16 protein-coding genes are annotated in these 14,553 nt (G+C 47.6%); all 16 read left to right on the forward strand.

The features are described 5' to 3' along the window. The first annotated feature begins 31 nt into the window (after window positions 1–31). The 16 genes from rsmG to upp are packed head-to-tail and all read left to right on the forward strand — an operon-like array spanning window position 32 to window position 14,543. On the forward strand, window positions 32–718 hold the full coding sequence (gene rsmG / locus TM_RS03615; RefSeq protein WP_004081032.1) for a 16S rRNA (guanine(527)-N(7))-methyltransferase RsmG: 687 nt from the start codon (window positions 32–34) through the stop codon (window positions 716–718). Continuing rightward, entirely contained in the window at window positions 715–1,425 is a 711-nt protein-coding gene (locus TM_RS03620) for a lipoate--protein ligase family protein (protein ID WP_004081031.1), read from the forward strand. The genes rsmG and TM_RS03620 overlap by 4 nt, the downstream gene beginning before the upstream one ends. 1 nt (window position 1,426) lies before the next feature. Next, entirely contained in the window at window positions 1,427–2,095 is a 669-nt protein-coding gene (gene rsmI, locus TM_RS03625; protein WP_004081030.1) for a 16S rRNA (cytidine(1402)-2'-O)-methyltransferase, read from the forward strand. A 4-nt stretch (window positions 2,096–2,099) separates the two neighbouring features. Next, on the forward strand, window positions 2,100–2,531 hold the full coding sequence (locus tag TM_RS03630) for a MarR family winged helix-turn-helix transcriptional regulator (RefSeq protein WP_004081029.1): 432 nt from the start codon (window positions 2,100–2,102) through the stop codon (window positions 2,529–2,531). A 60-nt stretch (window positions 2,532–2,591) separates the two neighbouring features. Next, complete coding sequence (locus TM_RS03635) at window positions 2,592–3,806, forward strand: S-layer homology domain-containing protein (protein ID WP_004081028.1); 1,215 nt, start codon at window positions 2,592–2,594, stop codon at window positions 3,804–3,806. After that, window positions 3,803–4,567: a patatin-like phospholipase family protein gene (locus TM_RS03640; RefSeq protein WP_004081026.1), complete on the forward strand. Its 765-nt coding sequence runs from the start codon at window positions 3,803–3,805 to the stop codon at window positions 4,565–4,567. The genes TM_RS03635 and TM_RS03640 overlap by 4 nt, the downstream gene beginning before the upstream one ends. A 44-nt stretch (window positions 4,568–4,611) precedes the next feature. Beyond that, window positions 4,612–5,307, forward strand: coding sequence for a hypothetical protein (locus TM_RS03645; RefSeq protein WP_004081024.1), 696 nt, complete (start codon window positions 4,612–4,614; stop codon window positions 5,305–5,307). Beyond that, window positions 5,304–5,921, forward strand: coding sequence for an LptA/OstA family protein (locus TM_RS03650; protein WP_004081022.1), 618 nt, complete (start codon window positions 5,304–5,306; stop codon window positions 5,919–5,921). Before TM_RS03645 ends, TM_RS03650 begins: the two co-directional genes overlap by 4 nt. After that, on the forward strand, window positions 5,922–8,513 hold the full coding sequence (locus TM_RS03655) for a CBS domain-containing protein (protein ID WP_004081021.1): 2,592 nt from the start codon (window positions 5,922–5,924) through the stop codon (window positions 8,511–8,513). A gap of 1 nt (window position 8,514) precedes the next feature. Continuing rightward, complete coding sequence (locus TM_RS03660) at window positions 8,515–10,062, forward strand: acyl-CoA carboxylase subunit beta (RefSeq protein WP_004081020.1); 1,548 nt, start codon at window positions 8,515–8,517, stop codon at window positions 10,060–10,062. 9 nt (window positions 10,063–10,071) lie between these two features. Continuing rightward, window positions 10,072–10,377 (forward strand): OadG family protein, encoded by a 306-nt coding sequence (locus TM_RS03665; protein WP_004081019.1) that lies wholly within the window; start codon window positions 10,072–10,074, stop codon window positions 10,375–10,377. Then, on the forward strand, window positions 10,353–10,757 hold the full coding sequence (locus TM_RS03670; RefSeq protein WP_004081018.1) for a biotin/lipoyl-containing protein: 405 nt from the start codon (window positions 10,353–10,355) through the stop codon (window positions 10,755–10,757). The genes TM_RS03665 and TM_RS03670 overlap by 25 nt, the downstream gene beginning before the upstream one ends. 12 nt (window positions 10,758–10,769) lie before the next feature. Further along, window positions 10,770–11,222 carry a chemotaxis protein CheW gene (locus TM_RS03675; protein ID WP_004081017.1) on the forward strand — a complete coding sequence of 151 codons (453 nt, stop codon included), beginning with the start codon at window positions 10,770–10,772 and terminating at the stop codon, window positions 11,220–11,222. 17 nt (window positions 11,223–11,239) lie between these two features. Then, window positions 11,240–12,622, forward strand: coding sequence for a cysteine--tRNA ligase (gene cysS / locus TM_RS03680; RefSeq protein WP_004081016.1), 1,383 nt, complete (start codon window positions 11,240–11,242; stop codon window positions 12,620–12,622). A gap of 11 nt (window positions 12,623–12,633) precedes the next feature. Then, window positions 12,634–13,917: a serine hydroxymethyltransferase gene (glyA, locus tag TM_RS03685; RefSeq protein WP_004081014.1), complete on the forward strand. Its 1,284-nt coding sequence runs from the start codon at window positions 12,634–12,636 to the stop codon at window positions 13,915–13,917. Next, complete coding sequence (gene upp / locus TM_RS03690; RefSeq protein WP_004081012.1) at window positions 13,914–14,543, forward strand: uracil phosphoribosyltransferase; 630 nt, start codon at window positions 13,914–13,916, stop codon at window positions 14,541–14,543. The genes glyA and upp overlap by 4 nt, the downstream gene beginning before the upstream one ends. Window positions 14,544–14,553: the final 10 nt, after the last annotated feature.

Genomic DNA, 14,553 nt, shown 5'->3' on the forward strand with positions numbered 1-14,553 from the left:
AATGTTAGAATTTTCTTCGGAGGTGTCGCTTTTGGATTCAGTAAAGAACATTCTTCTCGAGTACGGACTGAGATTTCAAGAACCGCAGATAGAAAAGGTAGATAAGTACATTGAGGAACTCCTGGGAGTTCCCTACAATCTCACCGCTCACAGGGATTTAGACTCTGCTGTCCATAAAAATGTTGTAGAAATTCTCCTTCCTTTGAAAGAAGAACTGAAAGGGACACTCCTGGACGTGGGATCAGGCAATGGTGTCCCAGGGCTTATTTTAGCGATCTTTTTCTCGAAACTCAAGGTGGTACTTCTGGATTCAAGAGAAAAGTCGGTGAATTTCCTCAGAGGAGTGATAGAAAAGCTGGATCTGGAAAATGTCTCTGTTGTCAAAGAGAGGGCAGAGAACTTCTCTAAAGAGAGGCGAGAGGAATTCGATTACGTAACAGCCAGGGCCGTGGCGCGATTGAACGTTCTGGTGGAGATCTGCACTCCAGCACTGAAAACTGGTGGAAAACTTCTTTTCTACAAAGGACCTTCATACATAGAAGAGTTGAAAGAGGCGCAGAGAGCCATGAAAGAGCTGAAGGTGGAACTCGAAAAGGTACGAGAGTATTCTCTAAAAACCGGCGAAAGAAGGGCGCTATTGATACTCAGAAAATACGAGAGTTCTCCTGAAAAATATCCAAGGAGGGTGGGTGTACCATTCAAGAGGCCTTTGTTGTGATTGAAAAAGGTGTTTTTCCTGGAGCGTTGAACATGGCCATCGATAGTCTGATGGCGGAGTGGTCCGCGAATATGAACTCGGTGTTGTTCAGATTCTACGGTTGGAAAAGGCCCACCGTTTCTCTGGGTCGTTTTCAAAAGGAAGACGGAATAAACGTTCCTGATTGGATAGATGTTGTGAGAAGACCTTCCGGAGGCAGGGCTCTGCTCCATCACCGGGAGATCACCTATTGTTTAGCAGTCCCTAAAAAAATAAATTTTGGGAAGCTTTCTGTTTTGGAATTTCACAGGCTTGTACACAGTTTGATAAGGGACGCTCTTGTGGAAGCCGGGTTGCACGCCGAGTTGTCAAGCAAAAGGCGGGGAAACACGGCGCTTTGTTTTGATGCTCCGTCGAGGTACGAGATCGTTATCAACGGTGTCAAAGTGGTGGGAAGTGCCCAGTTCAGAACGGCCGAGTCCATCGTTGAACATGGATCCATAGTTTTGAAGCAGGATATCGATCTTCTGAAAACCATCTTTGGCGAGGACGTTCCTCCTTTGAAGGGCATCCTGGATCTCTACGATGTTGATGTGAAGGCTCTGGAAGAAAGAATCTTAGCGCAGTTTGAGAAGGTTTTCGGTACTTCGAGGAAGATACAGCTGGACAGCAGTATGTTGAAAGAAGCGAGGGAAAGATCCCCTCTTTATGAGGTGAGGAGGAGATAGTTTGGGGAAGCTGATCATAGTGGGAACACCTATAGGGAACCTCGAAGATATCACCATCAGGGCTTTGAAGACGCTCAGGGAGGTTGACCTGATACTTGCGGAGGACACCAGAAGAACAATGGTTCTTCTCAACAAATACAGAATAAAAAAACCGCTTCTTTCTTTCAACGAGAGGAACTCGAAGAAAAGAATAAAAGAAATTCTGCCGCTTCTCAAGGAAGGGAAGAAAGTAGCCATTGTCAGCGACGCGGGAATGCCGGTGATCTCCGATCCGGGATACAACCTCGTGGAGGAATGCTGGAGGGAAGGCATAGAGGTGGATATCGTTCCGGGACCGAGTGCTCTGACGAGTGCCGTCGCGGTGAGCGGATTTCCCGGCTCGAAGTTCATCTTCGAGGGTTTTTTGCCGCGCGGAAAAAACAGAAGAAGACTCCTCAAATCCTTGAAGAAAGAAAACAGAGTAATCGTGTTTTTCGAGTCACCGGAAAGGTTACTCTCAACTCTGAGAGATATTCTGGAGATAATTGGGGATCGAGAAGTGTTCATCGCAAGAGAAATGACGAAGCTTCATCAGGAATTCTTCAGAGGAAAGGTGAGCGAGGCCATTTCGCACTTTGAAAAGAAGAAACCTCTCGGTGAGATTACAGTGGTGCTATCTGGGAAGGAGTGAGAACGTGAAGCAACCTTTTGAAAGAATTCTCAGAGAGATCTGTTTCATGGTGAAGGTGGAAGGCAGAAAGGTGTTGAGAGACTTCGGCATAACACCGGCTCAGTTCGACATTCTTCAGAAGATCTATTTCGAAGGTCCCAAACGTCCAGGAGAACTCAGTGTTCTGCTGGGAGTTGCGAAGAGCACGGTGACCGGTCTGGTGAAAAGACTCGAGGCGGACGGTTATCTGACGCGCACTCCAGACCCCGCGGACCGGAGAGCCTACTTTCTGGTTATAACGAGAAAAGGAGAGGAGGTCATAGAAAAGGTCATCGAACGAAGGGAGAATTTCATCGAGAAGATCACAAGCGATCTTGGTAAAGAAAAATCCTCAAAGATACTCGACTATCTGAAGGAGTTGAAGGGCGTTATGGAGAGAAATTTTTCCAAACAATAAACCGGCCGTTCACGGGGTGTTTTCAAGGATGTTTTAAGGTTGAAGAGGGAGGTGAAGTCTTTGAGAAAGATACTTGTTCTTGGGTTGGTAGTGATAAGCATTCTCCTGCTTTCACAGAACATAAAGGATTTAGAACCAGACTCTCCGTTTTTCGAAGCCGTGAACTACGTGGTGAAAGCAGGCATTATGGAGCTCGATGACAAGGGGAACTTCAGGGGAGCGCTCCTCGTGACTCGATACGACGTGGCGCAGTACATCTACAGACTGGTCATGAGATTCGAACTTGAAAAACTCAAAGAAAAGCTCCCGCTGCTCGATGAGCTCGATATTGTAAAAGCAGCCACGATCGCTCTCGATGAACGAACTTCCAATCTGGAAAAGAACTACAATTCTTTGAACTCTCGTGTCGATTCTGCTGTACTCGAAATTACCTCCGCGGCGAGTGAAGTTTCAGAGTTGAAGACAAAGATCGATTCTCTGGAAGAAGCGTTCAACAATTTATCTCTGGCTTTCACCAGCTTCAAGCAGGAAACGGCTGGAATAGATTCGGAGATACTGAGGAGAATAGACGTTGTGGAAAAAAACCTCAAGAAGCTTGAAGAGAGTTCAAAACAGAATACCTCGAGACTGACTCTTCTGGAAAAGAATCTGGAAAACGTGTCAAAAGAGATGACTTCTCTTAAAGAAGCGGTCACTCAAATCAGTTCAGACACACGCAGTCTTCTCACCTGGAAACAGGACGCGGGCGAGGATATCCTCATGCTGAAGGGAAGAACAGGAAGTCTTTCAGAAGAGTTGAACCAGCTTCGCAAAGAATTGGACTCACTCTCCTCGGATGTGGTGAATCTGAAAAACGAAATGAACCAGAAGGTTTCTGTCGTTTCCAGCAGAGTCTCCGCTCAGGAGGAAAAGGTCTCTGATCTGGAAAAGAGTATCCTTCAGATAACAGCAAAATTTCAGATGCTGGAGTCCAGCGTGGAAAACCTGAAAAGCGATCTGGAAAACCTGAATAAACGTTTCTCCGGACTGGAAGAATCCGTCGCTGAAGATCAGCAAAACAGAACGACAATGGAGAGTGAAATCCAGGATCTGAAAAAGCAGGTGAGCGACCTTTCAAAGAAGATCGAAAGGCTCTCTTCGGACCTGACAGCACTTTCTCAGAGGGTGGAAGAAAAAGAGAAATCTTCGCTCCAGATGGATATCAGTACGCTGATGGTGATCGGCGCCGGTGCTCTTGCCCTTCTTCTGGGAATCATTCTTCTTGCGGGGCGATGAGCGTGACAAAGGGAATAGCGTTCGCAGCGGGAGGAGTCAAAGGGGCGACTCACATAGCTTTCCTGGAAAGATCTGGAGACGTGTTCGATGTGGTCACTGGATCCTCGATAGGAGCCGTTGTAGGAGGTCTGTACGCGCTCTACGGAGAGCCCGCTTTGGTGAAAGACATCACCTTTTCCCTTATGAAGAAACACTTCGAAGACCTGAAAAAGACGGAATCGGAGAACACCTGGAGAGGATTGTTTCAGCGCTCTCTTTTCAAGGCGGACCTGCTGTTTTCTGTTCTCAAAGAGGCTTTTGGTAGAAAGAAATTTTCTGACTGCAAGAAGACGCTCGGTGTTGTGGTCTTCGATACAGAAAACATGGATTCTCTCCTTGTGACAGAAGGATTTCTGATAGATGCCGTCGTAGCGAGCAGTTCTGTGCCGGGATATTTCGAGCCGATCTGGATAGGAGGGACTCCCTCTCTGGATGGTGGGGTTCTTGCACCCACACCGGTTTCTCAGGCGCGGGAACTCGGAGCAGACTTCGTCGTAGCTTCCGCTTTCAACAGAGAGAGAAAAGACGGATTTAAGAATCATTTCGAGATGTTCTTTGTGATGGACAGGTGGAAGGAGATACTCCTGGAAAGGGAAGAACTTTCAAAAGCGGATTTTGTGGTGATACACGATGTGAACGAGCCCTGGAACGCCTTTGATAAGTACGAAGAAATCTACAGAAAGGCACTTAAAAATCTAAGGGGAGTGATTTTACCCTGGTAATTTCGTTCGGTGGAGACAGCGGTGCTTATCTGGGAGTCATAGGGGTGCTGAAATTTTTAAAAGATTCGAAAGTCGATTTCACGGTGAGGTGCTGTGGAGTTTCTTCTATTCCCTGCGCTCTTTTTTTCCTTACAAGATCTACTAACAGGACGTACTCGATTCTGGTGAAGGAATGGAAGAACATTGAAAAGCTTCTCGATCCTTTCTTCACGAAAGGCATAGATCAGCTTTCAATGGTGGATGCTCTTCGAATACTGATGAGAATCGGTGACACGCTGAACGGTGTTCGAAATCACGAGCGCCTGTACAGGTACATAGATTCGCTGTTCCCCGCACAGAAAATCCCAGGGGGTCTTGAAATCTGGGCTTTCGATCTTTTTGAAGGAAAGGAAGTGGTTTTCAAAGAGGGAGACGATCTGAGAAGAGCGCTCAAGATTTCTCTTTCCTTTCCGATACTCTACCGCCCGTACGAAGACAGGTACGTTCCCATCACCTGGATCACGGGAGTTCCCGAAGGAGAACTGACGGTCCTTTTCGATGTGAAGAAAGAAAAGAATCCCCCCAGAAACGCGCTCGAGTACCTGTTTTTGTCGACAACAGCCAGAACAAAGCATCTGGAGAGAGAAAGAATAAAAAAGGCTAAGAGCTTGAGAATAGCGTGTACTTCTCTTTCTCCAGTTTCTACAACGCGACGCGCTTACGAAGAGTTTTCCAGATTCTTCGAGGAGGTGGTTCTGTGAAAAAGTCGTTGATCGCGTTCTTCATCCTTGTGAGTCTTTTCGCATTCTCGAAGACGATCCACATAAAAGCAGATTTTGTGAAGCCTTCCGATGAGAGGATAGAGTATTCCGGAAGCGTTGTTCTCAAGATCGAAGAAGAGAACTTTACGCTGAACGCTGACAATTTGATCGTGAAAAAACTGAGTGGAAAGTGGAGAATAACAGAAGCGAGTTCATCTGTAACTGTGACCCTTGAAGACGGGGAGCTGAAAGGAGACACTCTCATTTACGATGTGGAGACCAGAGTAGGAACTATCACAGGAAATGTGAAAGGTGAGTTCATCGATAAAACCAGTACAGAAACGATCTATATAGAGTGCGAACAAATCACCTTCGATCTTGAAGAGGACGTTTTCCAGGGAGCTGGAAAGGTGAAGATTCAAAAGGGTTCAGTTGAGGCAAATTCCGAAGAGGTGGTTTACAAAAGAAAAGACGGCATCATAGAACTCCTCCGCAGTGTGAGGTTGAAGGATAAAGAAAAAGATCTGGAGATGGAAGCAGAGAGAGTGGTCATGGATCTTGAAGAAGATACGATGGAAGCGAGTTCCGTGACCGTCACCTTAGAGGTGGAGTGAATGAGAGTCATTACCACACACAGGTCACCCGATTTCGATGCCTTCGCTTCCTGTGTCGCGGCAAAGAAGTTGCTTGATGACCACATCATAGTTCTGCCTTCCAATCCAGCGAGGAATCTCTCCGATTTCCTCAAGGTTTACTCGGATCGGTTTGAATTCGTTTGGGATCATGAGTTTGAAGGTGAGATCACAGAACTTGTGATCGTCGACGCACCTTCTCTGGACCGCATACCGGAGAGCATCAGAAAGAAAGCTCAGGGGGCGAAAATAACTGTTTACGATCACCATGTAGATGAAAGCCCTTACGATGGAATAGTATCGAAGGTAGGAGCCACGATCACGATACTCGTTGAGCTCATTCGAGAGAAAAATATACCACTGGATCCCACCGAAGCCACTCTCTTCATGATCGCTCTCTACGACGACACGGGAAATCTCCTTTTCTCTTCAACCACACCGCGGGATCTGGAGATAGCGAAATTCCTTCTGGAAAATGGAGCAAATCTCGATGAAGTGGCACTTTACACAAGAGAAGAACTCACTCCTAGGCAGATGGAACTGCTGGACGATTTGATAGAGAACGCTCGTGATTATGAAGTGAACGGCGTTCCGATAACGATCTCGATGATAGAGTGCGAGGATTTCGTTGGGGGACTGGGGCTGATCGTGAGTAAAGCCTGGGAAATGATGGGAAAGGAAACCTTCATAGCGATCGTGAAGATGGGAAAGAAGATTTACGTTATTGGAAGAACCAGTTCACCCGATGTGGATCTCGGCTCTCTCATGAAAGACCTCGGGGGAGGCGGACACACGAGGGCAGCCTCCGCAACTATCACCGGGAAAGAGATCGACGAGGTTTTGAAAGAAGTTTTGAATAGACTCCATGATCACGTGGTGCCACTCCTCCGCGCAAGAGATATCATGTCCTCTCCCGTGAAGGTGGTCCTATCTAACATGACGATAAAAGAAGTGGATAGGTTGATGAAGCAAACCGGGCACAGTGGATTTCCGGTCGTTGAGGGGAACAGGCTGGTAGGTATTGTGACGAAGAAAGCGGTCGAAAAGGCGATGAACCATGGTCTGGGAGACAGGCCTGTGAAGTCCATCATGTCGACGAACCTGGTGGTGGCGAGCCCTGATACTCCCGTGACCAGGTTGAGAGAGCTCATGGTGGAACATGCCATCGGACGAATTCCCATACTGGAAAACGGCATTCTCGTGGGCATCGTGACAAGAAGTGATGTCCTGAGGGCGATATTCGGAAAACCCTTCAAAAAATACGTAATGCCGGTGTTTCAGGCGAACGGACAGATATTCAGAGATGTTTCAAAGCTCCTTGTAGAACGGGTAGATCCGAAGATCTTGAATCTTTTCAGACTCCTCGGGAAGTTCGGTGACGAGGTGAACATGCCCGTTTACGTTGTGGGAGGTTTCGTCCGCGATCTTCTCCTCGGTATAAAGAATCTCGATATAGACATCGTTGTTGAAGGCAACGCGCTGGAATTCGCCGAGTACGCCAAACGTTTTCTGCCGGGAAAACTGGTGAAACACGACAAATTCATGACCGCCTCTCTTTTTCTGAAGGGAGGCCTCAGAATAGACATCGCAACAGCGAGACTGGAGTACTACGAATCACCCGCCAAACTCCCCGATGTGGAAATGAGTACGATAAAGAAAGATCTCTACAGGAGAGATTTCACGATAAACGCGATGGCTATAAAGCTGAATCCGAAAGATTTCGGATTGCTGATCGATTTCTTTGGGGGATACAGAGATCTGAAGGAAGGAGTAATACGTGTTCTTCACACTTTGAGTTTTGTAGACGATCCCACAAGGATTCTACGTGCCATTCGGTTTGAGCAACGTTTTGACTTCAGAATAGAAGAAACAACAGAGAGACTCCTGAAACAGGCTGTTGAAGAAGGCTACCTTGAGAGAACAACTGGACCACGTCTCAGGCAGGAACTGGAGAAAATACTCGAAGAGAAAAACCCTCTGAAGTCGATCAGAAGGATGGCACAATTCGATGTGATAAAACATCTGTTTCCAAAAACCTATTACACACCTTCCATGGACGAGAAGATGGAAAATCTCTTCAGAAACATTCCGTGGGTGGAGGAGAACTTCGGAGAGGTTGACAGATTCTACGCGGTACTCCACGTGTTCCTTGAGTTCTACGACGACGAGAGCTGGAAAGAAGTGAGGGATAGATATTCTCTTCGCAGGAATTTGATAAATGAAATCAGGCATGTAGAAAAGAGTGCCCCCGCTCTTTTAGAAATGCTTTCAGAAAGGGTTCCTGCTTCCTTTGTTTATCCTCTTGTGAAGGGTGTTTCGAACGAAACGATCTGTCACTTCTTGGCGTATCTCAGCGGTGAGAAAGAAGGGTTGTTCAAATCTTATCTTTTGAAGATAAAGAACACGAAGCTCGAAAAGATAAACGGAGAGTATCTCATCAGAAAAGGAATAACATCCGGTAAAATAATTGGAGAGGTTCTCGAGAAGATTCTCATGAAAAAACTCGATGGAGACACAAGAGATGAAGAGGAGATACTGGAGGAAGTCCTGGCATCATTAGAAACGGAGGGATAAGATGAGTCTGAGGGATAAGATCGAAGAATTGAAGAAAATTGAGAAAGAGATTGAACAGGGTGGCGGTCCTGAGAAAGTAGAAAAGCAGCATAGAGCTGGAAAACTCACCGCCTGGGAAAGGTTAGAACTGCTCCTTGATCCAGGAACGTTCGTGGAGATCGACAAGTTCGTGGAACACAGAAACACGTACTTTGGACTCGACAAGGTGAAACTTCCAAGGGATGGAGTCATTACAGGTGTGGGAGAGATAAACGGAAGAAAAGTCGCCGTTTTCTCCCAGGACTTCACGGTGATGGGCGGTTCACTTGGAGAAATGCACGCAAAGAAGATTGTAAAGCTCCTCGATCTGGCCCTCAAGATGGGAATACCTGTGATCGGTATAAACGATTCTGGAGGCGCACGAATTCAGGAAGGTGTGGATGCACTCGCCGGTTACGGCGAAATATTTTTGAGGAACACCCTCGCTTCCGGTGTGGTGCCGCAGATCACCGTGATAGCTGGTCCCTGTGCTGGTGGGGCTGTCTATTCTCCCGCCCTCACCGATTTCATCGTGATGGTAGACCAGACCGCCAGGATGTTCATAACGGGGCCGAACGTGATAAAGGCGGTGACGGGTGAAGAGATCTCCCAAGAGGATCTGGGAGGTGCCATGGTTCACAATCAGAAGAGTGGAAACGCTCACTTTCTGGCAGACAACGATGAAAAAGCCATGTCTCTGGTGAGAACACTTCTTTCGTACCTTCCCTCCAACAACGCCGAAGAACCACCCGTTGAGGATCCCGATACCAGTCTGGAAACTCCAGAGGACATTCTCGATATCCTTCCGGACAATCCGAACAAGGGATACGATGTGAGAGATGTCATCAAAAGAGTAGTGGATCACGGGGAGTTCTTCGAGGTTCAGCCTTACTTTGCAAAGAACATCGTCATAGGCTTTGCCAGAATCCAGGGAAAGACAGTGGGAATAGTGGCGAATCAGCCTTCCGTACTCGCCGGTGTTCTGGATATCGATTCCTCCGACAAAGCGGCGCGTTTCATCAGGTTCCTCGACGCCTTCAATATTCCTATTCTGACCTTCGTGGACACCCCCGGTTATCTCCCCGGTGTCGCTCAGGAACACGGCGGTATCATAAGACACGGAGCGAAGCTGCTCTACGCGTACAGCGAGGCAACGGTCCCGAAGATCACGGTCATTCTCCGAAAGGCCTATGGAGGAGCGTACATCGCCATGGGGAGCAAACATCTGGGGGCGGATATGGTGCTTGCCTGGCCGTCCGCCGAGATCGCAGTCATGGGGCCTGAAGGCGCAGCGAATATTATCTTCAAAAGGGAAATAGAGGCTTCTTCCAATCCAGAAGAAACGAGAAGAAAGCTCATCGAAGAATACAAACAGCAGTTCGCGAATCCGTACATAGCGGCGAGCAGAGGATACGTAGACATGGTGATAGATCCGAGAGAGACAAGAAAATACATAATGAGGGCACTTGAAGTCTGCGAAACTAAGGTTGAGTACAGACCGAAGAAAAAGCATGGAAACATCCCTCTGTGAGGTGAGGTAATGATCACCATCTTTCTGTTCGGAATAGTGACAGTGTTCTTTGTATTTCTTATTCTGTATTTGTTCTCCATTGTTTTGAAGTTTTTCTCGGGAAAAGAGAAACCCGCTGTTGTTGAAGAAAAGAAGACCAGGTATTCAGAAGAGAACGAAGAGGTGATAGCAGTTATCTCAGCGGTGCTTTCGCAGGTAATCGAAGGTGAATACAGAATAGTTTCTGTGAAAAAAAGCAGAGAAAAACGAGGATACGAAGCGTGGAAAAAAACCGGCTGGAGGAGGAGAAAATGGTCAGAAAGTTCAGAGTGGTAGTGAACGGAAAGGAATACATTGTCGAAGTGGAAGAAATAGGAAACGTTCGTAAAAAGGAACCAGCTGAGAAACCAGCAAAAGAAGTGTCTCAGAAAACGGTTCAGGAAATTCCCAAGGAAGAACCAAAACCAGTTGTGTTAGAAAGGGAAAAGTCTTCAGATCAGGAAGAAAAACTGGTTAAGGCTCCCATGGCGGGCATAGTGTTGAAGGTGCTTGTAAAAGAGGGTCAAAAGGTGAACGTGGGAGATAAACTTCTTGTTTTTGAAGCCATGAAGATGGAAAACGAGCTTCAGTCCGAGTTTTCTGGAACAGTAAAGGAGATCCTCGTGAAAGAAGGAGACAACATAGAAACAGGTCAGATACTCATGAAGATCGTGTAAGGGGGGATGAAAATGGAACTGAAAGTGGTGACGTTCAAGCTGGGAAATCAGGTGTTCGGTGTGGACATCATGAAAGTGGAGAGCATCGTTGAGGTAGAAAAGATCGTTCCCGTTCCAGAGACAGCAGAGTACATAGAGGGGGTCATGAACCTCAGAGGAAAGATCATTCCGGTGGTGAATCTCAGGAAGAAGTTCAAGATGCCGGACATGGAGGACAAGAAGAGGGCGAAGATCATTGTTTCGATGGTGAAAAACACACTGATAGGTTTCCTGGTGGACGATGTGAGCGAGGTTTTGACGCTCACAGAGAGTGACATCGAACAGCCTCCTCAGAACCTCGCGGGAAAAGGAAAGAACTACATTCTCGGGCTTGCTAAAGTTCGTGACGATATCGTGATCATTCTGAACATAGAAGAGGTTCTCACTTCGGAGGAACTGGTGGAGATCAGCAACATCAACGTGTGAAAACTGGAGGTGCATCGATGAGAATAACCAACACCCTGACAGGAAAAAAAGAAGAATTTGTGCCTATTCAACCCGGTGTTGTGAGGATGTACGTGTGCGGACCCACCGTGTACGATCTCATCCACGTGGGGAACGCGAGACCCGCGTTGGTATTCGATGTGTTCAGGAGGTACCTCGAGTACAGGGGTTACAGGGTCATAATGGTTCAGAATTTCACGGATATAGACGACAAGATCATAAACAAGGCGAATCAGCTCGGTGTCGATTACAAGACCGTGGCAGATACCTTCATAGCCGAGTACTGGAGAGACGCACATGCGCTTGGTATAAGACCGGCGAATTTTCATCCAAGAACCACCGATTTCGTTGAAGACATTGTTGAGATAATAGAAAAACTCGTAGAAAAAGGGTTCGCGTATCAAACGGAAACGGGTGTCTATTTCGATGTGAGAAAGTTCGAAAAGTACGGTGAACTCTCCAAAAAGAAGATAGAGGATCTCATCGCGGGTGCCAGAGTCGAGGTGGACGAAACGAAGAAGTCTCCTCTCGATTTCTCGCTCTGGAAAAAGGCCAAACCCGGTGAACCCTGCTGGAAGTCCCCCTGGGGAGAGGGAAGACCAGGTTGGCACATAGAGTGTACGGTTATGTCCGTGAAAATCCTGGGAGAGAGTTTCGATATACACGCGGGTGGAGAAGATCTCGTGTTTCCGCACCACGAGAACGAGAAGGCTCAGGCCGAAGCCCTGACCGGTAAGGTTTTTGCGAGATACTGGATGCACAACGGCATGGTCAGGTTCCTCGGTGATAAGATGAGTAAATCGACGGGAAACATCTTCACCGTCCGTGAAGCCGTGAAAAGATACGGCAGAGACGGTCTGAGATACATGATTCTCTCAAAGCACTACAGGTCGCCGATGGACTTCTCTGAAGAACTCCTTCAGGATTACTCCAGGGCGGTCAAACGTGTTTGGGAGATTCTGGGACGATACGAAAAATCTGGAGATATCGGGATACCTAAGAGAAACGCTGTTTACGAAGAGTACGTTAATCGTTTTGTGGAAGCTCTCGACGACGATTTCAACACACCAGTAGCGGTGTCCTTGATTTTTGAGCTCGCAAGAAACCTCAGCAAAGCGATGGATGACAACGACCGTGAGGATGCCCTTCTCTACTATCACCTGATCAGAAGGGAGTTCGGCCCCGTTCTGGGACTTTTCGATCTCAACGAAGAGAAGAAAGAAGTTTCCTCTGAAGAACTGCTCAAACTGCTGATAGAAGTGAGAGATGTCTTGAGGAAGGAAAAAAGATACGATCTTTCTGATCGAATAAGGGATCGCCTCAGGGAGATTGGAATCATTTTGAAGGATACCCCTTCGGGGACAGAATACACTGTCGAGTGAGGTGATTTTTCGTGTGGAAGCATGTAAAACAGGTTGATCCCGAAATATACGAAGTTCTTGTGAACGAGTTGAAGCGTCAGGAGTACGGCCTGGAGCTGATCGCCTCTGAGAACTTCGCGTCACTCGCTGTCATAGAAACCATGGGAAGCATGCTCACCAACAAGTATGCGGAAGGATACCCGAAGAAGAGATACTACGGTGGCTGCGAGTGGGTGGATCGAGCAGAAGAACGTGCTATAGAGAGAGCGAAGAGGTTGTTTGGAGCCAAATTTGCGAACGTTCAGCCGCACTCCGGTTCTCAGGCGAACATGGCGGTTTATCTGGCACTCGCCCAGCCCGGAGACACGATCATGGGAATGTCCCTGTCACACGGGGGACATCTCACCCATGGAGCACCGGTGAATTTCTCAGGGAAGATCTTCAAGGTGGTACCTTACGGAGTCAATCTGGAAACGGAAACGATAGATTACGATGAGGTCAGAAGACTCGCTCTGGAACACAAGCCGAAGATAATCGTTGCGGGTGGAAGTGCTTACGCCAGGATCATCGATTTCAAAAGATTCAGAGAGATAGCCGATGAGGTGGGAGCATATTTGATGGTGGATATGGCTCACTTTGCCGGACTCGTCGCTGCTGGAATTCATCCAAATCCCTTGGAATACGCCCACGTGGTGACTTCCACCACACACAAGACTCTCAGGGGCCCCAGAGGTGGTTTGATACTCACGAACGATCCGGAGATCGCCAAAGCCGTGGATAAAACTATCTTCCCCGGTATCCAGGGTGGTCCTCTCATGCACGTCATAGCGGCGAAAGCTGTCTGTTTCAAAGAAGCCATGACGGAGGAGTTCAAAGAGTACCAGAAGCAGGTGGTCAAAAATGCTAAAAAGATGGCTGAAGAGTTCCAGAAACGAGGTTACAGGATCGTTTCTGGAGGAACTGATACACACCTGTTCCTGGTGGATCTCACACCAAAAGACATAACGGGTAAAGCGGCGGAAAAGGCCCTGGAAAGCTGTGGTATCACAGTGAACAAAAACACCATTCCCAACGAAAAGAGATCTCCGTTCGTGGCGAGCGGTATCAGAATAGGAACACCCGCTGTTACAACCCGCGGAATGAAGGAAGAAGAGATGGAAGAGATCGCCGAGATGATAGATCTGGTTCTTTCGAACGTGATCGATGAAAACGGAACGGTGAAACCAGAGGTGAGGGAAGAGGTTTCAAAGAAGGTAAGGGAGCTCTGCGAAAGGTTTCCTCTGTACCGTGACAAGATCGAAGGGGTGGAAATATGAAGAATCTCGTTGTGGTGGATCATCCCCTCATAAAGCACAAACTCACGATCATGAGAGACAAGAACACCGGTCCGAAGGAGTTCAGAGAGCTGCTCAGAGAGATAACACTCCTCCTCGCGTACGAAGCCACGAGACATTTGAAGTGCGAGGAAGTAGAGGTGGAAACTCCCATAACGAAAACGATCGGATACCGTATAAACGATAAGGATATCGTGGTGGTTCCTATTCTCAGAGCCGGTCTTGTGATGGCGGATGGTATTCTTGAACTGCTTCCAAACGCATCGGTGGGCCACATAGGAATATACAGAGATCCGGAGACACTTCAAGCGGTGGAATACTACGCCAAGCTGCCTCCTCTCAACGACGACAAAGAGGTCTTTTTGCTGGATCCCATGCTGGCGACGGGTGTTTCTTCGATAAAGGCCATCGAGATTTTGAAGGAGAACGGGGCGAAGAAGATCACGCTGGTGGCTCTGATCGCGGCTCCAGAGGGAGTGGAAGCGGTGGAGAAAAAATACGAAGATGTTAAAATCTACGTTGCAGCACTGGACGAGCGCCTCAACGATCACGGTTACATCATTCCTGGTCTTGGAGATGCGGGTGACAGACTCTTCAGGACAAAATAGAAGAAGGTGA

It is taken from the genome of Thermotoga maritima MSB8, assembly GCF_000008545.1.
Lineage (GTDB): Bacteria > Thermotogota > Thermotogae > Thermotogales > Thermotogaceae > Thermotoga > Thermotoga maritima.